This window comes from Kitasatospora sp. GAS1066B, from assembly GCF_041262605.1.
GTDB lineage: Bacteria > Actinomycetota > Actinomycetes > Streptomycetales > Streptomycetaceae > Kitasatospora.
Genome location: NZ_JBGCCO010000012.1, coordinates 35,909 through 55,036, shown reverse-complemented (window position 1 = coordinate 55,036; position 19,128 = coordinate 35,909). Strand labels below are relative to the sequence as shown.

Annotated in this window: 23 protein-coding genes; 10 read left to right on the top strand and 13 right to left on the bottom strand. The window is 71.5% G+C overall.

Annotated features, from left to right (window positions below):
* Window positions 1-144 precede the first annotated feature (144 nt).
* Complete coding sequence (locus ABH937_RS15590; protein WP_370218489.1) at window positions 145-2,094, top strand: phosphocholine-specific phospholipase C; 1,950 nt, start codon at window positions 145-147, stop codon at window positions 2,092-2,094.
* A 127-nt stretch (window positions 2,095-2,221) separates the two neighbouring features.
* Here the strand turns inward: ABH937_RS15590 and ABH937_RS15585 are convergent, their stop codons facing one another.
* A complete protein-coding gene (locus tag ABH937_RS15585) occupies window positions 2,222-2,572 on the bottom strand; it encodes a hypothetical protein (protein WP_370218488.1) in 351 nt (116 codons plus the stop codon).
* Between the two features lie 69 nt (window positions 2,573-2,641).
* Window positions 2,642-3,505, bottom strand: a complete 864-nt coding sequence (locus ABH937_RS15580) for an NAD(P)H-binding protein (protein ID WP_280690195.1) — start codon at window positions 3,503-3,505, stop codon at window positions 2,642-2,644.
* A 94-nt stretch (window positions 3,506-3,599) separates the two neighbouring features.
* Between ABH937_RS15580 and ABH937_RS15575 the strand changes: the two genes are divergently transcribed.
* Window positions 3,600-4,316: a TetR/AcrR family transcriptional regulator gene (locus ABH937_RS15575; RefSeq protein WP_370218487.1), complete on the top strand. Its 717-nt coding sequence runs from the start codon at window positions 3,600-3,602 to the stop codon at window positions 4,314-4,316.
* Between the two features lie 104 nt (window positions 4,317-4,420).
* On the opposite strand, the gene ABH937_RS15570 is transcribed toward ABH937_RS15575, so the two are convergent.
* Complete coding sequence (locus ABH937_RS15570; RefSeq protein ID WP_370218486.1) at window positions 4,421-5,401, bottom strand: CehA/McbA family metallohydrolase; 981 nt, start codon at window positions 5,399-5,401, stop codon at window positions 4,421-4,423.
* 112 nt (window positions 5,402-5,513) lie between these two features.
* Here ABH937_RS15570 and ABH937_RS15565 point away from each other — a divergent pair, with 112 nt between their 5' ends.
* The gene (locus tag ABH937_RS15565) at window positions 5,514-5,864 is read left to right on the top strand and encodes a PadR family transcriptional regulator (protein ID WP_280689941.1); all 351 of its coding nucleotides are present in this window, start codon (window positions 5,514-5,516) and stop codon (window positions 5,862-5,864) included.
* Window positions 5,861-6,862 (top strand): hypothetical protein, encoded by a 1,002-nt coding sequence (locus ABH937_RS15560; RefSeq protein ID WP_370218485.1) that lies wholly within the window; start codon window positions 5,861-5,863, stop codon window positions 6,860-6,862. The genes ABH937_RS15565 and ABH937_RS15560 overlap by 4 nt, the downstream gene beginning before the upstream one ends.
* Before the next feature lie 226 nt (window positions 6,863-7,088).
* Here ABH937_RS15560 and ABH937_RS15555 read toward each other — a convergent pair whose 3' ends face one another.
* From ABH937_RS15555 to ABH937_RS15545, 3 genes are read right to left on the bottom strand one after another with little or no spacing between them, the layout of a single operon-like run.
* Window positions 7,089-7,298, bottom strand: a complete 210-nt coding sequence (locus ABH937_RS15555) for a DUF397 domain-containing protein (RefSeq protein ID WP_280689938.1) — start codon at window positions 7,296-7,298, stop codon at window positions 7,089-7,091.
* Between the two features lie 22 nt (window positions 7,299-7,320).
* Window positions 7,321-7,527, bottom strand: coding sequence for a DUF397 domain-containing protein (locus tag ABH937_RS15550; RefSeq protein ID WP_280689937.1), 207 nt, complete (start codon window positions 7,525-7,527; stop codon window positions 7,321-7,323).
* A complete protein-coding gene (locus tag ABH937_RS15545) occupies window positions 7,520-8,383 on the bottom strand; it encodes a helix-turn-helix transcriptional regulator (RefSeq protein WP_280689936.1) in 864 nt (287 codons plus the stop codon). The genes ABH937_RS15550 and ABH937_RS15545 overlap by 8 nt, the downstream gene beginning before the upstream one ends.
* A 77-nt stretch (window positions 8,384-8,460) precedes the next feature.
* Between ABH937_RS15545 and ABH937_RS15540 the strand changes: the two genes are divergently transcribed.
* The 3 genes from ABH937_RS15540 to ABH937_RS15530 are packed head-to-tail and all read left to right on the top strand — an operon-like array spanning window position 8,461 to window position 9,154.
* Complete coding sequence (locus ABH937_RS15540) at window positions 8,461-8,712, top strand: hypothetical protein (protein WP_280689935.1); 252 nt, start codon at window positions 8,461-8,463, stop codon at window positions 8,710-8,712.
* The gene (locus ABH937_RS15535; RefSeq protein ID WP_280689934.1) at window positions 8,709-8,954 is read left to right on the top strand and encodes a hypothetical protein; all 246 of its coding nucleotides are present in this window, start codon (window positions 8,709-8,711) and stop codon (window positions 8,952-8,954) included. Before ABH937_RS15540 ends, ABH937_RS15535 begins: the two co-directional genes overlap by 4 nt.
* Window positions 8,951-9,154: a hypothetical protein gene (locus ABH937_RS15530; RefSeq protein ID WP_280689933.1), complete on the top strand. Its 204-nt coding sequence runs from the start codon at window positions 8,951-8,953 to the stop codon at window positions 9,152-9,154. Before ABH937_RS15535 ends, ABH937_RS15530 begins: the two co-directional genes overlap by 4 nt.
* On the opposite strand, the gene ABH937_RS15525 is transcribed toward ABH937_RS15530, so the two are convergent.
* The 5 genes from ABH937_RS15525 to ABH937_RS15505 form a co-directional block, all read right to left on the bottom strand.
* A complete protein-coding gene (locus tag ABH937_RS15525) occupies window positions 9,126-9,833 on the bottom strand; it encodes a class I SAM-dependent methyltransferase (RefSeq protein WP_370218482.1) in 708 nt (235 codons plus the stop codon). The genes ABH937_RS15530 and ABH937_RS15525 overlap by 29 nt on opposite strands.
* 193 nt (window positions 9,834-10,026) lie before the next feature.
* Entirely contained in the window at window positions 10,027-10,455 is a 429-nt protein-coding gene (locus ABH937_RS15520; protein ID WP_280689930.1) for a hypothetical protein, read from the bottom strand.
* 86 nt (window positions 10,456-10,541) lie between these two features.
* Complete coding sequence (locus tag ABH937_RS15515; protein WP_280689929.1) at window positions 10,542-11,411, bottom strand: NAD(P)-dependent oxidoreductase; 870 nt, start codon at window positions 11,409-11,411, stop codon at window positions 10,542-10,544.
* A 142-nt stretch (window positions 11,412-11,553) separates the two neighbouring features.
* Window positions 11,554-13,779 (bottom strand): hypothetical protein, encoded by a 2,226-nt coding sequence (locus ABH937_RS15510; protein WP_370218481.1) that lies wholly within the window; start codon window positions 13,777-13,779, stop codon window positions 11,554-11,556.
* A gap of 522 nt (window positions 13,780-14,301) precedes the next feature.
* Complete coding sequence (locus tag ABH937_RS15505; RefSeq protein WP_370218480.1) at window positions 14,302-14,919, bottom strand: TetR/AcrR family transcriptional regulator; 618 nt, start codon at window positions 14,917-14,919, stop codon at window positions 14,302-14,304.
* A 71-nt stretch (window positions 14,920-14,990) separates the two neighbouring features.
* Here ABH937_RS15505 and ABH937_RS15500 point away from each other — a divergent pair, with 71 nt between their 5' ends.
* Window positions 14,991-15,638 (top strand): NAD(P)-dependent oxidoreductase, encoded by a 648-nt coding sequence (locus tag ABH937_RS15500; RefSeq protein WP_370218479.1) that lies wholly within the window; start codon window positions 14,991-14,993, stop codon window positions 15,636-15,638.
* Window positions 15,639-15,658: 20 nt separating this feature from the next.
* Here ABH937_RS15500 and ABH937_RS15495 read toward each other — a convergent pair whose 3' ends face one another.
* Window positions 15,659-16,213, bottom strand: coding sequence for a chloramphenicol phosphotransferase CPT family protein (locus ABH937_RS15495; RefSeq protein ID WP_280689925.1), 555 nt, complete (start codon window positions 16,211-16,213; stop codon window positions 15,659-15,661).
* Between the two features lie 95 nt (window positions 16,214-16,308).
* Here ABH937_RS15495 and ABH937_RS15490 point away from each other — a divergent pair, with 95 nt between their 5' ends.
* Window positions 16,309-16,824, top strand: a complete 516-nt coding sequence (locus ABH937_RS15490; protein WP_370218478.1) for a DinB family protein — start codon at window positions 16,309-16,311, stop codon at window positions 16,822-16,824.
* A 37-nt stretch (window positions 16,825-16,861) separates the two neighbouring features.
* Here the strand turns inward: ABH937_RS15490 and ABH937_RS15485 are convergent, their stop codons facing one another.
* Window positions 16,862-17,530, bottom strand: coding sequence for an MSMEG_1061 family FMN-dependent PPOX-type flavoprotein (locus ABH937_RS15485; RefSeq protein ID WP_370218477.1), 669 nt, complete (start codon window positions 17,528-17,530; stop codon window positions 16,862-16,864).
* Window positions 17,531-17,578: 48 nt separating this feature from the next.
* Here ABH937_RS15485 and ABH937_RS15480 point away from each other — a divergent pair, with 48 nt between their 5' ends.
* Window positions 17,579-18,985 (top strand): FAD-binding oxidoreductase, encoded by a 1,407-nt coding sequence (locus tag ABH937_RS15480; protein WP_370218475.1) that lies wholly within the window; start codon window positions 17,579-17,581, stop codon window positions 18,983-18,985.
* The last annotated feature ends 143 nt before the right edge of the window (window positions 18,986-19,128 follow it).

Below are 19,128 nucleotides of genomic sequence, written 5' to 3'. Positions count from 1 at the left end.
ATCCGGACCCGTGTCGGTGGCGGACATGTACAGACACCTCAACGGCAGTCCCGGGGTCTTCCGTCGTTCACTCGTCCCTGGAATCATCCCTACCCGCAAGTAACGACCCCTCAGCTGTCCGGCCCCGGACCCCCAGGAGGACCCGTGTCCCCGCTCTCCCGCCGTACACTGCTCGGCTCGGCCGCCGCCTCCGGCGCCGCGCTCGGCCTCGGCGCGCTGCCCGGCTCGCTCCAGCAGGCACTTGCCGCCCCCTCGATCCCCGGCACGCTCGACGACGTCGAGCACGTCGTGGTGCTGATGCAGGAGAACCGTTCCTTCGACCACTACTTCGGCACCCTGAACGGCGTGCGCGGCTACGGCGACACCTCCAGGGTGCGGTTCCCCGGCGGTTCGGACGTGCTGCAGCAGAAGATGTTCGGCAGCTGGGGCAGCACGCTGCTGCCCTGGCACCTGGACACCTCGACCAGCGACGCCCAGCGGATCTTCGACCTGGACCACTCCTGGGGCGGCACCCACAACGCCTGGGCCAACGGCCAGTGGAACGACTGGATCCCGGCCAAGACCTGGTACACCATGGGGTACTACCGACGCCAGGACATCCCGTTCCAGTACGCGCTCGCCGACAACTTCACCGTCTGCGACCAGTACTTCTGCTCGGCCATGACCTCCACCGACCCGAACCGGCTCTACCTCTGGTCGGGCATGATCGACCCGAACGGCATCGGCGGCGGCCCGGCCACCGACAACAGCAAGTCCGGCTTCACCTGGACCACCTACCCCGAGCGCCTGCAGGCCGCGGGCATCTCCTGGAAGGTCTACCAGCAGCAGGACAACTTCGACGACAACGCGCTGGCCTGGTTCAAGTCCTTCCAGACCGCGCCGACCAGCTCCCCGCTCTACGTCAACGGCATGGCCCGGGCCGGCGCGGACGACTTCGCCAACGACGTGGCGGCCGGCCGGCTCCCGGCGGTCAGCTGGGTGGTCGCCCCGACCGCGCAGTCCGAGCACCCGAACTACCCGCCGGCCCAGGGCGCCGACTTCACCGCCTCGGTGGTGCTGGAGGCGCTGGCCGCCAACCCGGAGGTCTGGGCGAAGACTGTCGTCCTCCTCAACTACGACGAGAACGACGGCTTCTTCGACCACGTGGTGCCGCCGGTGGCGCCCGACGGCACGCCGGACGAGTTCATCGGCGGAGCGCCGATCGGCCTCGGCCCGCGGGTGCCGATGATCGTGATCTCGCCGTGGAGCCGGGGCGGCAAGGTCAACTCCGAGGTCTTCGACCACACGTCGGTGCTGCGCTTCCTGGAGAACTGGACCGGCGTGAAGGAGACCAACATCTCCGCCTGGCGCCGCACCGTCTGCGGCGACCTGATGTCCGCCTTCGACTTCACCACCAGCGACCGCAGCTTCCCGGGCCTGCCGGACACCAAGCAGCTGCTCGCCGACCTGGCCCAGCAGGACAAGCTGCTGCTGCCGCCGATCTTCCCCCCGATCGTCCAGCAGCAGCCGCAGATCGAGTCGGGCGACCGGCCCGCGCTGCCGACCGGCTACCGCTTCGGCTCCTCCTCGCGCACCGACACCGGCACCGGACAGCTCTGGATCACCCTGGACAACCTGGGCACGCTGGGCGCGGGCATCTCGATGTACACGGTGAACTTCCGTCAGTTCGGCGCCTGGCGCTACACCCTGCCGGCGGGCGGCACGGTCAGCGACTTCTTCAGCGCACTCGGCGTCAGCGGCGGCCCCTACGACATCGATGCGCACGGCCCCGACGGCTTCCTGCGCGGCTACAAGGGCGACGTGCGGACCTGGACCAACAGCGGGAAGGGTCACCCGGAGGTCGCCTCGGTGGAGGCGCCGGACGGCGTGCGGATCACGCTGAGCAACGCGGGCAGCCAGCCGGTGGTCTTCACCATCGGCGCCAACACCGCTTTCGGGGCGAGCGGTTCGGCCCCCGTGGCGGTGACGGTGGCCCCCGGTGCGACGGCTCAGAAGGTACTCGCACCGACCGCCGCCGGACGCTACGACTACGCGGTGACGGCGGACACCGGCGACGGCTTCGAGCGGCGCTTCGCGGGGCGACTGCAGCCGTGAGACGGTAGCGCGCGCACCGGTGACGCCCGGATGGTCGAGGGCGCTGCCGGTGCACGTGCGCTACCGAGTGGCCCCGGGCCCGTGGCGTAGCTGCGCGACGCGCTGGGCAGCTACTCCCAGCTCCAGCTCACCCGTTCACCGCCGCGTACGCGCTGCGGTAGACCTCGGCGACCTCGACGGCGTGCGTGCGGCACTCCTCGATGCTCTCGGCGTGATTGGCCAGGTAGTTGGCCCGGTGGTAGACCTTCGCGGTCTGCGAGTGCCGTTCGATCTCCACGACGGTGGCCCAGTGGGCGACGAAGGCACGGATCGGGTTGACGCTGCCCTCTTTGATGGCCTCCGCCATGGCCCGGGTCTGCCCGTCGACCAGCTCCGGCAGGCGGTCCGCGGCGACAACGGCGATTGCGGCCTTGAGCGCGGCAGGGTTCTTCTCGGGCCGGGGGAAGAGCTCGACGCCGTCGTCCACGGGCAGACTCACTGGGCGCTCCTTTCGTCTCGTGTCAGGCTATTCGCCGCCTGCACCGGTTGTGCCAGGAAGCCGGGCGTTTCACCCGGCCGGTATGAGCCCCGCCTTCAGGACCTCGCGCAGGGGCGTCGTCGGGCGGCCGAGGAGGTGGGCGAGTGCCGGGTCGACGTGGGCGAACTCGCCTTGCCGGCTTGCGGCGAACAGGCCCAGGGTCAGCTCCACCCGTGCTTCGGGCAGGCCCTGGGCGAGCAGTGATGCCCGGTACTGCTCGTCCGGTACGACGACCCGTCGGATCGTTCGTCCGGTCAGCTCGGCGGCGAGCTCCGCGGCCCCGGCCAGGTCGAGGGCCGCGCCGGCGGTCAGGGCCGGTGTCGGGCCGTCGAAGCTCTCCTCGGCCAGGGTGATCGCGGCGGCCTCGGCCAGGTCGGCGTGGGCGGTCCAGGAGACCGGCCCGTCCTGGGGTGCGGTCAGTTCGCCCGTCTTCAGGGCCTCGGTGAGCAGCCACAGCGTGGTGGACGCGTAGAAGCCGTTGCGCAGCGAGGTGAAGGCCATGCCGGACTCGCGCAGCAGCGCTTCGGTGGCCGCGTGGTCGACCATGGGCGGGAACGGCGAGGACGGGTTCACGCCCATGTGGCTGGTGTAGAGGATGCGGTGGGCGCCGGCCGCCTCGGCCGCCTCGATCGCGGTCCGGTGCTGGGTGATCGCCGCCCCGCCGGTGGTGGCGGCGGACACGATCAGGACCTGCGAGGCCCCCTCGAAAGCATGGGCCAGGCTCGCGGGGTCGGTGAAGTCGCCCCGGCGCACACGGACGCCCTGCACCGCCAACTCCCGCGCCTGCTCAGGGTCGCGGACGCTCACGGCGATCTGCTCGGCGGGGACGCGGCCGAGCAACTGCTCGACGATTCCCCGGCCGAGCGTGCCGTTGGCCCCGGTGATGACGATCATGACGACCTCCAGTTGGTCCGCACTCACTGCTAATGCCTATGACGCTAGCAGCGCTACCGTAAAGGTGCAAACCGCTTCGTGTTATCGTTGATATATGACTGAAGGCGACCTGCCGGCTGCCGGGCACGGCCCCCGGGAACGGATCCTCGCCGCCACGGCCGAACTGCTGGCCACCGGCGGCCGGGAGGCCGTGTCGACGCGCACGGTGGGCGCCGCTGCCGCCGTGCAGGCCCCGACCATCTACCGGCTCTTCGGCGACATGCGGGGCCTGCTCGACGCGGTCGCGGCCGAAGGCTTCGAGGCCTACCTGGCCAGGAAGGCCGACCGGGAACCGATCGCGGACCCGGTGGAAGACCTGCGCGCGGGCTGGGACCTGCACATCGACTTCGGCCTGGCCAACCCGGCCCTGTACCTGATCATGTCGGAGCAGGGACGGCCCGGGACCGCCGCGCCGCCGGCGGCCCTCGCCGGCCTCGAGATCCTCACCGCGCGCATCCACCGGATCGCCGAGGCCGGCCGGCTGCGCGTCAGCGAGGAGCGGGCCGCCAACCTCGTCCAGGCCGCCGGCCGCGGCACGACCCTGATGCTGATCGACATGCCGGCGGACCGTCGCGACCCGGAACTGTCGGTCATGGCCCGCGAAGCGGTCATCGCCGCCGTCACCACCGACGCTCCGGCCCCCGCGGCACCCGGACCGGTCACCGCCGCGGTCGCCCTGCGCGCCGTCCTGCCGCAGACCACCGCGCTGACCGACCTGGAGCGGGCTCTCCTGCGCGAGTGGCTCGACCGCATCGCCAACCCCGCGCGGTAGCGCGGCTCCAGGAACGACGCGCCGACCTCCACCCGGGCCTGCTCGAACTGGTCTGCAGCCCCATCTGCCCACGCCGCCTGTGCACCTCGTGTTGAAGCGATCGGTCAGGTCAGGACGATCGGGTTGGTGAGTGCGGCGACGTGTCCGTCGGGATGGCGGACCTCGATGCGGACGAATGTCGAGTCCTCCGCCGTCGTGTGCCACTGCACCGCACCTGCTCCGTCACCGGGAAGCGGCACGCGGTGGACCTTCCCTCTGTCGGTGTGGAAGCTGACGACCGCCGCCGGCACGCCGAGTACTGCTGCCTGCACTTCGACCCGCCCACCATGAGTTGCGAGCTGTTCGCCCACCCCGGCGACGCGGCCACCAACGCTGGCGGTGAACGACACGTCCACCTGCGCCGACTCGGCGATCCAGCTGCGGCCTGAGCGGATCCCGGCGAGGATCGCCTGAGTGCTCAACTCCTCGGCGAAGACCACGGTGTGCGGGATCCCGATCTGACCCTCCAGGTGTGTGTCGCTGTTGCCCATCGCCGGCCGCCACGAGCCCGTCCGGACATCGGCTGCGAGGCTCCGTCCCCACTCGGCCAGGGCGGCCTCGTTGTCGGCATTCCAGGGCCGGTCCGAAGTCCACAGCCCGTTCCACACCTCCACCACGTCCAGGCCTCGGAAAGGGAACATGAAGTCGCCCGACGGATAGGGCGCGTGGGGATGCGCGGCCACGCACAGGCCTCCCACCTGATGGACCTGATCCAGGCACCGATCGATCAGTCCGTTCCTGACCTCGTGGTTCCAGTCGACGACCTGACCGGGGGTGGTGCCGAGCGCGAGCCAGTGCCCGGTCCTCGTGGTCACTTCCTCTCCCAGCATGATCAAGAAGTCATCGGCAGCCAGCCGGGCCCATGTATCGGGTGCCGCGGCAGAGTTGTGCTCTGTCGTCGCGATGAAGTCGAGCCCGGCGTCCCGCGCCCGCAGTGCCAACTCTTCGGGAGTGAGTTCGCCGTCCGAGTGGACGGAGTGGACATGGCAGTCCCCGCGGTACCAGCTTGCTCCGCGTCCCAGCGCCCGTATCGGCGGGAAGCTCAAACTCGACAAGGGGGTTCTCCTCCCTCAAAGGCCTGTCGAGCGAACGTCCGGGCAGGGCAACCGGTTCCGTGGGGGTTGTGCATGGGCCGATGATCTACCTATGCTTCGGATCATGACGCAGCGCGCACTGCAGGAACCGACCCTGCTCATGCTCACGGTCCTGGCCGATCAGCCGCGACACGGATACGCGATCGTCCAGGAAGTCCTGACCATCTCTCAGGGGCGGGTACGGCTACGCACCGGCACCCTGTACAGCGCCCTGGAACGCCTCGTCCTGGAAGACCTCATCGAGGTGCACAGCGAGGAGACCGTGGCGGGCAGGCTCCGCCGCAGCTACTGCCTGACCGGGCAAGGGCGGGTGGTGCTCGCCACCGAGGCCGAGCGCCTGCGCTCCACCGCCGCGGAAGCCGAACGTCGCCTTGCCAGCCCCTTCACGTCCCGTTGGAAGGAATCCTTCGCGTGAACCCACAGCACCCCGCCGCTTCCCCGGACCAGCCGGGCGAAGCGGCAACCGGCCGCACCGAACCGGTGCCGCCGGCCCCCAGCCGTCTGCTGCGCCTCTACCCCGCCGCGTACCGGCAGCAGCACGGCGAGGAGATCGCGGCCCTCCACTGGGAGGCCCGGGAAGCGGCCGCCGGGCCGGTGGCCCGCGCACGGGAGAGCCTCGACCTGTTCGGCCACGCGGCCCGGGTCCGGCTGGGGATCTCGTCCGCCACCGTGGCGGGCAAGGCACTTGGCGCCGCCGCACCGTACGTGCTCGTCGGCGCCGCCGCATCGGCGGTGATCAGCCTCGTCCCGAGCATCCACACCCCCGAGTCCGAGCTGCTGGGGCCCCTCGGCATCGTGCTCAATGCGCTGCTGGCGCTCGCTCTGCTCGGTGCCGTCGCCGGACGCTGGGCCTGGGCAAGGCCGTTGGCCCTGCTCAGCAGCACGGCGCTGCTCCTGGCGTCGGCGGTTGCCCTGGGGCGGCACGTCGCGCCCGCGCGGATCCGGGTGGGCGATCAGCTGCTTCTGATCGACACCCATCAGCACGTCGCGCCCGCGCGGATCCCGTTCCTCGCGCTGGTCGTCGTGCTGCTGCTGTGCGCACCGCTCGACCTGCAGCCGCTCTCGCCCCGCAACCGGTGGGCCATGCTGGGCACCGCAGCCGCGATCGTGCTGCCACCGGTGGCCTGGAGCCTGGGAGTTCCGGGACTCGTCCCGTCCGATCGCTCGCCGTGGCCCGTCATCGTGATGGCCGTGGTGATCATCGCCTCCCTCGCCCGCTCCCGGTCGAACCCCGCCCTCGTCGCCGGCGCATTCCTGGCCACGCTGCCCTGGTTCTGCAACGTCCTCGCCTACCACCCGACTCCGCTGCTCCAGATCGAGATCGGTGCCTACGCGGGCCTGATGCTGGTGGCCTACGGCTGGCACCTGACGGGACGCACCGGACGGTCCGGGGCTGAGCTCCCCAGCTCGTAGCGGTTGGTTGCCAGCCCCTGCTGTCCGACGTCCGGGCTCACGCGGTCGCGGCCCCAGCCGCGCTGCCCGCCAGCGAGCTGATGCCGCATCAGGCATGGTTCGCCGTTGTATGAGCGGCGGCCCGGTTCACAGCGCTTCGCCCCGCCGATCCAGCGATCGACGGGGCAGAGCAGGTTCCGGATCAGGCAACAGCATCCGCCGAGCGGCGCGGGCCGCCCCTGCGGGGTCAGACGATGGTGCCGAACTCGCCGGTGGCGGTGCTGTGGGCGAAGGCTTGCCAGGCGTGGGCGGTGAAGATGAGGGCGGGGCCGTTGGGGTCTTTGGAGTCGCGGACGGGGACCATGTCGGGGTAGCCGTCGGCCACTTCGACGCAGCCGCCTTGTCCGTTGCTGTAGGTGCTCTTGCGCCAGGGGGCGCTGGCCAGGTCAACCTGCATGGTGTTCCAGCTCCTTCTGTAGTCAGATGGCGCCGAACTCGCCGGTGGCGGTGCTGTGGGCGAAGGCTTGCCAGGCGTGGGCGGTGAAGATGAGGGCGGGGCCGCTGGGGTCCTTTGAGTCGCGAACGGGGACTATGTCGGGGAAGCCGTCGGCGACTTCCACACAGCCGCCGCTCCCATTGCTATGGGTGCTCTTGCGCCAGTGAGCGTTGCTCAGGTCATCATGCATGGCTTTCAAGTTCCTTCCGTGCCTTACGGATCGCTGCCAGGGACGCAGCTCGCGAGAGCGCTTCAACCTGGAGCCGATCGTAGTCCTTGGCCCAGGTCGTCACTGTTTCGGCGTCCCGCTCCAGATAGCCGCGCTTCATGGTCTCGGTGTACCCAAGCAATGTGCGGGTGGGCATCGTAAGCAGCACGACCGCGTGGGCGAACGGGTGGTCTTCAGCCAAGCTGTACGGAGCAACCTGAAGGATCACGTTTGGCCGTTGGGCCAGCTCTTCCAGGTGCTTGAGCTGCCGCGTCATGGCTGCTCGACCGCCGATCGGACGACGCAAGCATCCTTCGTCCAGGACCGCGTGAATGATCGGCGCCGGGCTCCGCTCCAGGCAACGTTGGCGAATTCGAAGGACCTTCACGCGCTCGTCGGCTTGGGCCTGGGTGGCGCTGCCACGCCGAACATTCCCGGACTCCCAGGCCTGTGCGTACTCCAGCGTCTGCAGCAGGCCAGGAATCACTCGAAACTCGACCACCCGAATAGTCGTCGCCTCGGCTTCCTTGCCCGTGTACTCCGGGAACCCTTCGATCAGCGCACTGTGTTCAAGTTGCCGCCACATCAGCTCAAGCGTGCCGCCGGTCTTCAGAGCCGCATCTGCTTTGCAGATGAACTTGAAGCTTGGTGGTCGCTTGGCGCGTTCGACACTCGAGATGTACGCCCCCGAGTACTTGATCAGTGCTCCCAATCCAACCTGTGTCAGCCCCCGCGCCTCGCGTGATCGGCGAAGCTGCACACCCAGGGCTGCCAGCGGAGATGACGATGGATCAAGTGTACGACGGTTCAAGGTCAACTCCAATTGAACCTGTGTCAAGTGGCGAATTGAACTGCTTCCCATAGTAGCCCCGGATGCCGATGCTTGTAGCGGAACGACTACAGAACGGAGTCGGCATGACGACCCGCAGAACGCCCCCACCGGTGCTCTACACCCCTCAAGTCGGGGAGCTGGTCCGCGACCTGAAGCACGGTCTCAACGGCATCTACATGGGCCCCGGCTACGGCAAGCACCCCACCGTCCACCTGCGCCCCGAGCGCGGCGGCTGCGAGTGGGAGACCCCGGCCAGTGAGATCCAACCGCTCACCACGGAACCGGCGTTGCAGCCAGCCCGCACCCCCGCCCGCGTCACCGGGGAGCCCCGGTGACGCCCCAGCAGGCTGTCACCGCTCCCGTCCCCCTGCCGCCCCGGCGGCAGTGGCGGTTCGGGTGGTGCGTCTGCTGTGACCGGCAGACGCTGGTGGCGCCCGGACCTCAAATCGCCACGGACAGCGGCCTGATGGCGCTGCCGTTCTGCGTGGACGGCTTCGAGCGGGCCGGGCGGTACGTCCATCGCGTGCGCGTCAAGGTGCGGGCGCGCTCCGAGATCCGAAGGAACGACGAACGATGAGCAACCCCACCCCCCGAAGCCCGTTCGACCGCAGGGCCGCACTGACCGAGCTCCGCGCCCTCGGGCGGCAGCTCGACCAGCAGGTGGCGAACCGCAGTGGCACCACGCCGGACGAGCTGGATGCGACGCTCGACGCCACGCTCGACGCGATGCGCGCCGTTCACGCCCGGATCATCGCCGACCAGGACCACCCGGCCTGACCGGGGAGGCCGGGTGGCCAGGCCTGCGGGCGTAGGCGAACAGGTGCTGCTCCACGCCCATGGCGGGGAAGTCGGGTTGAAAGAAGCTCAGTTGGTCATGCAGGATCTCAAGTCCGATGTCCCGCAGGCGTTCCAGGTAGACCTTGGCGGGACAGCTGGTGGCGGTGACGTGGTGGCCCAACCACTCGACCGGCAGGTTCTCCGCGTCGAACGGGACGGTGGCGAAGATGAAGTGGCCGCCGGGGACCAGCCAGTCGGCGATCCGCTCCAGCGTGCGGTCGAGGTCGCTGCGGGGCATCTGCAGAAGCGGGAAGAACGCACAGACCGCATCCCAACTCCCGCTCGCATACGCCACGGTGCGCACGTCGCCCGGCTCGAAGCGGGCGCCGGGCACCTGGGAGCGGGCGAGGTCGACCATGGTCGTGGAGACGTCGATGCCGGTCACCCGGTGGCCGGCGCGGGCGAGCAGGTCGGCGGTGGGGCGGCCGGTGCCCGAGCCGATGTCCAGCACGCGCGCCCGGGCCGGCAGGCGGGCGGCGAGCCAGTCGATCGCGGCGAGTTGCTCGGGCAGGTGGCCGTAGGCCTGTTCATAGGTCAGGCCGAGGGTGTCGAACAGCTGGGCGGCTCGCTCGGCCGAATCCGGGCATGCCGATGGGGCGAGCGTTGCGTCAGGGGTCATCGCGAGCGGTCCACTTCCATGGTCATCGACACGTCGCGCAGGACACTACACTGCGCGACCAGATTCTCACGTAACGTGAATATCGATGTGGTGATCCATGCTCACGCGTCGGCCTGCCGACGGACCGGGACGGCCCGTGGCGCCACCCCGGCGGCGCCAAGGGCCGGCCGGAGCGTCTGACGGATCTGACGGATCAGCAGCCCGGGCCGGAGTGCAGGCCGGAGTTCCAGTTGACGATCTGGTGGTTGTTGGGGTCGAACTCGGTGACCTGCTCCCGGACGCACACGCCGACTCCGTTGACCGTCACCGGGCCGGCGTAGGTGGTGTAGGGCTGGCCGTCGTAGCCACCGTGGACGCCGGCCGAGGTCGTGATCGAGATCTCGGTGAGCGTCCTGGTGCCCGCGTACTCCGACTTGACGAAGACGGCGCAGTTGGTGGTGCCGTCCCAGTAGCCGTAGTCCCAGCCGGCGGTGCCGCCGTTGACGTCGGTCACCATGCCGGACCACACGAGGTTGCCCGCGCAGCCGTAGGAGCCGGCGTGGGCGGCCGGGGCCGCCGCGACGCCGCCCAGCATCGCGAGGCCGGTGACGGAGAGGGTGGATATCAGCTTGCGTGCGCGCATGGTCGGCTGCCGATCTGCGAAGGAATGTAACCGACCGTCAGTTGATCACAGCCGGTCGGCGCCGCCCTGACCGGGGTTGGGGCGCGTCACGCCAGCCCCGCGCGCCGCCGGGCCGTCTCGCCCAGCGCCGCCAGGTCCCGCTCGCCGTCGCCGTGCGCGACGCTCTCCAGCAGGGCGTCGCGCAGCACGCTCGCGATCGGTAGTGGGACGTGCGCCGCGGCGCCCGCGTTCAGCGCGAGGCCGACGTCCTTGAGGCCGAGGGAGAGGCGGAACGCCGGGTCGTAGCGGCGGGCGGCGATCATGGCGCCGTAGCCGGTGTAGACCGGGCCGGGGAAGACGGTGCCGGTGAGCACCTCCAGCAGATCGGTGGCGGCCAGCCCGTTGGCCTCGGCCAGCGCGGTCGCCTCGGAGAGCGCCTCGACCGCCGAGACCAGCAGGAAGTTGGCGCTGATCTTCGCCACGTTGGCCAGCTCGGGGCGCTCGCCCAGCCGGTAGGTCTGCCGGCCCATCGCCGTGAAGAGCGGTGCCACCCGGTCGAGCAGCGCCGCCTCGCCGGCCGCCAGGATGTTGAGGTTGCCGGCCGCCGCCACGTCGGTGCGGCCCAGTACCGGGGCTGCCACATAACCGATCCCGTGCCGCTGGTGCAGCTCGGCCGCCCGGCGGGCCAACTCCGGTGACACGGTCGCCATGTTGACGTGCACCGTGATGGTGGCCGAGGCCAGTAGCGCCTCGTCGAGCAGCAGCGATTCCACTGCCGCGTCGTCGGCGAGCATCGAGACCAGCACCTCGCCGGCCAGCGCCGCAGCCGGTGTGGCCGCCGCCTCGGCGCCCTGCGCGACCAGCGCCGCCACCGGCTCGGGGGAGCGGTTCCAGGCCCGCACCTGGTGGCCCGCCTTGACGAGCTGTGCGGCCATCTCGCGCCCCATGGCGCCCAGGCCGATGAATCCGACGTTCATGAGGTCACTCCTCGTGTTCAGTGCTGACGGTCGGTCATATCGTAGCCGTCGGCTCTGCGTCGGCTCTGCGTCGGCCGCACCGGACGCCTGAACGCCCTGCCGGGAGAACCGGCAGGGCGTTCAGGGGGGAGCTGATGGACCGTCAGCCTCGGTCCGCCCGGATCCTGGTGGTGTCGCCCGGGCCGAAGGGCAGCGGGACGCGCACGGTGGCCGGCGCCTTGGGGCCGGCCACCGTCACCGGGGCGGCCGCCGCCGTCCGCACGGCCTGGCCGGCCGGCGGCTGCGCCGGGGCGGCGGGCAACTGCACGGTGACGGCGCTCTGCCCGGCGGCCGGGGCGAGCCAGCCGGAGAGCTCGCCGGCGTAGGCCGCGCCGGCCGTCGTGCTCGCGGTGCCGGTCGGCTGGACCTGGACGGTGCCGCTCGGCGCGGTCACCGGGACCTGCACCCCGGCCGGGGCCGTGACGGTCACGGTGCCGCTGCTCTGGTAGGCCGTCACGGTGCCGGCCGCGAGCGCGGCGTTCCAGGCCGCCTGGTGCTGCTCCTGGGTCGCGATGTCCTTCAGCCGCAGGTTGACCACCGGCGTGTTGGTGTTGAAGAAGCCCTGGTAGCTGCTGAGGATCTGGTTGAGCACCGGGTAGGCGATCCGGTCCTCGGCGAAGTTGCCCTGGTAGAGCACCTCGGGGGTGGGGTCGTTGCCCAGGACCCGCGCCAGCGCGATCCGGGCCTCGGTCGGCACGATGCTGCTCGCGAAGCCGGTGGTGGTGTCCAGCGGCGCCGCCAGGCAGGTCGAGGTGGTCGAGGTGCTGCAGGCGCCGCTGCCGCCCTGGGCGGTGGAGGTGTAGAGCCAGTTGTACTCGTCGGTCTCCTCGGCCGCGGTCGCGGCGTTGTGGAAGACGTCGCTCGGGTGTCCGGGCACCGTGGTCGCCGAGCCGACCTGGCGCGAGGCGGACTCCGCCGAGCCGTTGGAGGCCAGCGCGGTCACCCCGAGCGCGGTCAGCGCGGGAGCCAGCGAGGGGTTGTCGGCTGTCTGCTGCGGAGCCAGCGCCAGGCCCGAGTTCTGCGCGGTGACCAGCTCGCTCGGGTCGACCGGCAGGCCCTTGGCCTGGGCCCAGGTGAGGTTGGACTGGACGGCCGAGGTGATCGCCGCCTGGCTGGTCCACTGGATCGCGCCGGTGCCGTCGGTGGCGCAGGTCCACGGCACCACCGTGGTGTTCTGCACGCAGCCGAGGAACGGGTGGCCGTAGGTGGCGTTCGCGAAGCGGAAGGACGCGGCGTTGGCGGCCAGTTCAGCCGCGGTCGGGTCGGTGCCGGGCGCGGTCGGGGTGGTCGCGGCGGCGGCCGCGGCGTCGCTGCCCGCGCCGTCGACGGCCAGGTCCAGGGTGATGCCGTTGGCTGCCTCCCAGGCCTTGGCGGCGTCCACGTCGGCCGCGGTCAACCGGATCGGCACGCTGTCGGGGCTGCCCGCCGCCACCTTGCAACCGGCGTCGCCAGCCGTGCACTTGAGGGTGGTGCTCCACCGGCTGTCGGTGTTCAGCACGTTCTGGACCTGGACCGCGAGGTAGTCCCGGTCGAAGCCGAGGTGGACGCCCTGGGTCATCCAGTCCACCACGCCACGGGCCAGCAGCCGCCACTGCTGCTGGTACTGGTTGTAGGCGAAGGTGATGACCAACTCGTCGATGCCGTCGTGGTGGTAGTCGCCGAGCAGGCTGCCGCGCGCGGTGCTGTTCGGGATCGGCACGTCCACCAGCGGGGTGAAACTGGCCCCGGCCGCCTGAGTGGCCAGCGGGGTGGAGAGGAAGCCGTAGCTCTCCACCACGCTCGGGTTGAGCTGCTCGAACGGCACCGGGCCCTTGAGGTAGTCGAAGGCGCCGGCCGCGCCCGCGGCGGTGGTGGCGGCGGCCATCCCGTCCAGCGAGCCGAGGTAGCCGGGGTTCTGCGGCCAGTTGAGGCCGACCGACGGCTGCGAGTAGGTGTCGGCGTCCACCTGCCGGACGTTGTAGGCCTGTTCGTAGGAGAGCAGCGCGGCCGACTCGGCGGTGCCGGCGCCCAGCGCGCCGGCGCTGGAGAGCACCACGGCCTGGTACTGGGCCTCGGTGGAGCCGTCCGGCAGGGTCGCGGTGAGGAAGGCCGCGTTGATGGTGGGCCGGTTGGCGTTGCCGACCAGGAGGTCGGTGAACGGGACGCCCTCGCTGGTCAGTTCCGCGGTGATCGAGGCGACCGAGGGGCCGCCGTCGTCGATCACCAGGACCCGCAGGTCGGTGCGGTAGGCGGGCGTCGTGCCGGCCGCGTGGGCGGCGACGGGTGCCGCGCCCAGTGCCAGCAGCGAGCCGGCGGCCAGCGCGGCGGCCCATCGTTTGCTGAAGCCCATTGGTTCCTCCACGTCGAGGGGCACCCCGCAGCCGCGGAGTACCTCGGACAGAAGCGCGCCGCGGGCACGGGTCGGCCCGTGCGCGGATGTTCTGGTGGATCCCCCGTCGGGTGGCCCCCGCCTGGCCGCGATTTCCCCCCGCGTCCCGGCAAACCCCCCGGTCGTACCCGCGACGTGGCCACCGGGGCCCTGGGTCGCGGCGTCGACCGGAGGGAACGCTAACGCAGGGTCAGGCGCGTGGACCAGAGGGTGAGTTCGGTGCCGGTGCGACCCACCTGTCCGATTCCGCGCCAGCCGTAGCGGGTCGCCCGGCACGCCGCCGCCGGTCCGGCGTCCGGGCAGGCGGCGGTCTGCCTAGGCCACGGGCATGTGCGGGTCGAGGTGCGTGCCGTCGGGCGAGCACCGTGCGCGCTCCCGTGGTGGCGGCGGGTAATGGCGCAAACTCGCCGCCCGGCGCCCGGCGTTGCGGTCGCGGGCCGGACGACTCAGCGGCGGGCCGGGCCGGTGCGCCGCCAGGCCGGCTCAGCGCAGCGCGGCCCAGGTGGTCCCGGCCACGGCGGGCGCGAACTCCTCGATCGGGCGCACCATCGACTCGCCCGAGAAGTGCAGGAAGAACGCCCGCTGGAAGCAGGCGCCGAGCAGCAGCGCAGCCGCCGCGTAGGGGTCGGCGTCGGGCCGCAGCCGCCCCTGCGCCAGCTCCCGCTCCAGGTAGCCGGTGAGCGCGTCGAGCACCAGGTGCGGCCCGCGCCCGATCTCGTGCAGCCCGTCCCGGTGGCGGCTGAGCAGCGGCGGGTCGGCGAAGAGCGAGGCGGCGACCGGCATGGCCTCGGCGTAGAAGAGCGCGGCGTGCCGGGCGATCGCCGTCAGATGCTCCTCGACGGTGCGCGAGCCGGGGTCGGCGGCCAGCTCGGCCATCAGCGGGGCAGCGTTCGGCGAGCGCTCGACCAGCACGCAGACGAAGAGCTCTTCCTTGTTGGCGAAGTGCTTGTAGAGCGCGCCCTCCGAGCAGCCGGCTTCGCGGGCGATGGCCTTGGTGGTGGCGGCGGCCAGCCCGACGGTCCGCATCAGTCGCTCGGCGGCGTCCAGCAGGCGCTGCCGGGTGGGCGGGTTCGGCCGGTCGCTTGACTTGGAGGTGAGCATTCACTCACTCTAGCGGAAGAGGGGTGAGTGAATACTCACCCACCAGATCCGACGAGAATCGGGAGACGGTCATGAAGCTCACCGTTTTCGGCGCGACCGGCGGTGTGGGCCGCGAGGTGGTCCGGCAGGCGCTCGGCGCGGGGCACGAGGTCACGGCCGTGGTGCGCGACCCCGCCCGGCTGCCGGTGCCGGATCGGCCGGGGCTCACCGTCGCGACCGTGGCCGACCTGACCGACCCGGCGGCGCTGACCCCGGTGCTGGCGGGCCGGTCCGCCGTGGTCTCCGCGCTTGGGCCGCGCAGCCGCAAGCAGGCCAAGGCGGCGCCGGTGGCCGGCCCGGCGCTGCGGGCCATCGTCGAGGTGATGGACCGGCTGGAGGTGCGGCGGCTCGCCGTGGTCAGCGCCGCGCCGCTCGGCCCGACCCCGCCGGGCGAGGGCCTGTTGCTGCGGGCCGGGTACTCGGTGCTGCGCACCGTGCTCAGCGACGTGTACGCGGACCTGGCGGTGATGGAGCGGGTGCTCGCCGAGAGCGGCACCGAGTGGACGGTGATCCGGCCGCCCCGGCTGCTCGACCGGCCGCACACCGGCAGCTACCGGCAGGTCGTCGAGGGCAACGTCCCGAACGGCCGGAGCATCGGCCGCGCGGACGTCGCCGACGCGCTGCTGACCTGCCTGGACGATCCGGCGACCGTCCGGCACGCGGTCGGGGTCTCGTCCTGACGCGGTGGGAAGTGGTGCGGTCAGACGGCCGCCGCGGCCGCCCGCAGCTGTTCGAACGCGGTCGGTGTCGGCCGCGCGGGCAGGAACTTCTTGATCTGCTCGGCGCACTCCAGCGGCGAGGCCAGGCTGGTGTCGACCTCGATGTCGTAGACGCCGTGGGCGTGCACCTGGGCGAACTGCCGGGCGGCCATTCCCGGTCGGCGGTCGCCACGGGCCAGCTCGCGCCGTTCCAGCTCCGGCAGCGGGCAGTGCACGCCGACCAGCACGACGTCCTTGGGCGGGAACAGCGCCAGGCAGTCGTCGAGCCGCCACCGCTCGCTGAACAGGTGATCCACCACGACGTTGTTGCCGCCGGCCGCCATCCCGGCGACCGCCCGGTGGAAGCCCGACCAGGTCCGCAGCAGATCGGCGCGCAGCTCGGCCTCGTCGGCGTACTCGCGCTTGGCCCGCATCGCGTGGAAGCGGTCGACCGGCAGGTGGAAGTACGTCTCGTCGAGGATCGGCAGCAACTCCTGCGCGATGCTCGACTTGCCGGAGCTGGAGGTGCCGTTCAAGAAGATGATCATTCCGCTCATGGCCTTCACTGTAGGCGGACGGTGCGCGTGGCGGTCGCGCCGGGTTGTCAGTGGGGCGTGCGATGGTGAGAGGAGCCGCTTCGCAGGAGGTTCCGATGCCCCGCTTCGTTCCGCCCGTCGCCGATGAGAGCACCGCCCTGCTCGCCTTCCTCGCCCAGCAGCGGTCCGCCTTGCGGTATTCGGTGCTGGGACTGACGGAGGATCAGGTCTGGTCGGTGCCCACCGTCAGTGAGCTGTCGCTCGGCGGCCTGCTCAAACACACCACGGTCACCGAGCGCCGCTGGGTGGTCGCGGCCCTGGCCGGCCGCCCGCTGCCGGGGCTGTGGCCGATCGAGGACTCCGGAGCCGACCTGCGCCGCGCCGAGGGGGAGACCGTCGGCGTCCTGCTGACGGCCTATCAGCAGGCCGCCGAGGAGACCGAGAAGATCATCATCGATCTGCCCGACCTGGGCGTCGGCTGCGCCAACGAGCAGGCGGCGCACTGGTCGGCCCGCTGGGTGCTGCTCCACCTGATCGAGGAGACCGCCCGCCACGCCGGCCATGCGGACGTGATCCGCCAGTCCATCGACGGTGCCCACGCCGCCGATCTGCTGGCGCGGGCCGAGGGGTGAGGGCGCCGCTGGGAGCTCCTCACGTGGATGACCCGTATCACTCGTAGCGGTAGAGCAGCGCCTCACGCTCGTTCTGCTCGATCTTCTCCAGGGTCAGGCCGTCGAGCTTGGCGGAGAGGTGGGCGAGCGTCACCTCGGCGGAGCTGGGGATGGTGTCCTTGGGCAGCCACTGCTCGGGCTTCCACATGACGCCGCGCATCAGCGACTTGGGGCAGTGCCCGTAGACCTCCTCGACCTGCAGCACGATCGCGCTGCGCGGCGGCTTGCCGACGGCGGTCAGCTGGGCGAGCAGCTGCGGGTCGGTCGAGACGCAGGCCCGGCCGTTCACCCGCAGCGTGTCGTTGCGGCCCGGGATCAGGAAGAGCAGCCCGGCCCGCCCGGTGGCCACGATGTTCTGCAGCGAGTCCAGCCGCTTGTTGCCGGTGGCGTCCGGTATCGCCAGCGTGTGCTCGTCCAGCACCGCGACGAAGCCGGCCGGGCCGCCGCGCGGGCTCACATCGCAGTTGCCCGCCGCGTCCGCGCTCGCCACCAGCACGAAGGAGGAGCAGCCGATCAGCCGCCGCGACACCTCGTGGATCCGGTCCACCTGCTTGTGCACGGCGGCCGCGCCCGGCATCTCGTAGACCTCGCGCAACTCGGCGAGATCGCGGACGGCGTCGGCGCTCAGCAGCTCGAACAGGCCGGTGGACGGCGAAGTGGTGGTCATGCGCGCAATCCAATCAGAGGTCCGGCGGTTGGGGATACCGTGGTTTCCATGACCCGACCCGCAACACCGCAGGCCGGCGGCCTGCCCGTGGCGCTCGCCGAGCTGCGCCGGGCGCTCGGCCCCGGCGGGGTGCTCGCGCCGGACGATGCCGCCGCCGGCTTCGTGCGCGACGAGCGCGGAGTGCTGCCGGCGCACCCGGCCGCCGTCCTGCGTCCGCGCAGCACGGCGGAGGTGGCCACGGCGGTCACGCTCTGCGCCCGGTACGGGGTGCCGGTGGTCCCGTTCGCCGGCGGCACCGGGCTGGTCGGCGGGGCCCTGCCGCTCGGCACTGGCAGCCAACTGGTGCTGAGCGTGCGCGAGTTGAATCGGATCCGCAGCGTCGAGGCGGCCGACTTCGCGCTCACCGCCGAGGCCGGCTGCGTGGTCGCCGACGTGCAGCGGGCAGCGGACCGGGCCGGGCTGCTCTTCCCGCTGCGGCTTGCCTCCGAGGGCAGCTGCCGGATCGGCGGCGTGGTCGCCACCAACGCCGGCGGCAGCAACGTGCTGCGCTACGGCATGACCCGCGACCTGGTACTCGGCCTGGAGGCGGTGCTTCCGGACGGCCAGGTGTGGCACGGGCTGCGCACGCTGCGCAAGGACAACACCGGCTACGACCTCAAGCAGCTGCTGATCGGCTCCGAGGGCACGCTCGGCATCGTCACCGCCGCCACCCTGCGGCTCTTCCCCAAGCCCCGGCACCACGCGGTCGCGCTGCTCGCGCTGCCCGGACTCGAGGCGCTCACCCCCCTGCTGGCGCTGGCCCGGGAGCTGCTGGAGGACCGCCTCACCGCTCTGGAACTGTTCGGTCGCACCGGTCTTGACCTGGTGCTCCAGCACCTCACCGGCGCCAGGGACCCGTTCGACCGTCCGCACCCCTGGTACGTCCTGGTCGAGGCCACCGCGACCCGGGACGGGGCCGCGCTGGCCGCGCTCCTCGAAGGCTTCCTGACCGAGGTGACCGAGCGCGGCCTGGCGGCGGACGCGGTCCCGGCCCTCGACCAGGCCCAGGCCCGCGCGTTCTGGGCGCTGCGCGAGGCGCTTCCGGAGGCCGAGAAGCGTGCGGGCGGCGCGGTCAAGCATGACGTGAGCGTGCCGCTGGGCAGCGTCGCGGCCTTCGTCGAGGCGGCCCGGGCGGCGGTCGCGGTGGCCTGCCCGGGCGCACCGGTGAACGTCTTCGGACACGTCGGGGACGGTAACGTCCACTTCAACGTGCTTTCCCAGAAGGACAGTTCGGCCGTGATCTATCGGCTGGTCGGCGAGTTCAGCGGCAGCGTCAGCGCCGAGCACGGGATCGGCGTGCTCAAGCGGGAGGCGCTGGCCGCCACCCGCTCGCCGCTGGAACTCACCCTGCTGCGCACGCTGAAGGCGGCGCTGGACCCGCAGGGGATCATGAACCCGGGCAAGCTGCTCGGCTGAGCGCGTTGAAGTGACGCGGCGTCAGTTCAATGCCGACCAGGGTTCGGCGGTGCGGCAGCGCTGATCATCGCTGATCACCGCTGGTGTCGCACCGCCGATCATCGCGCATCACCGCGGTGGCCGGATCCCTGGGCCCCGGCGGC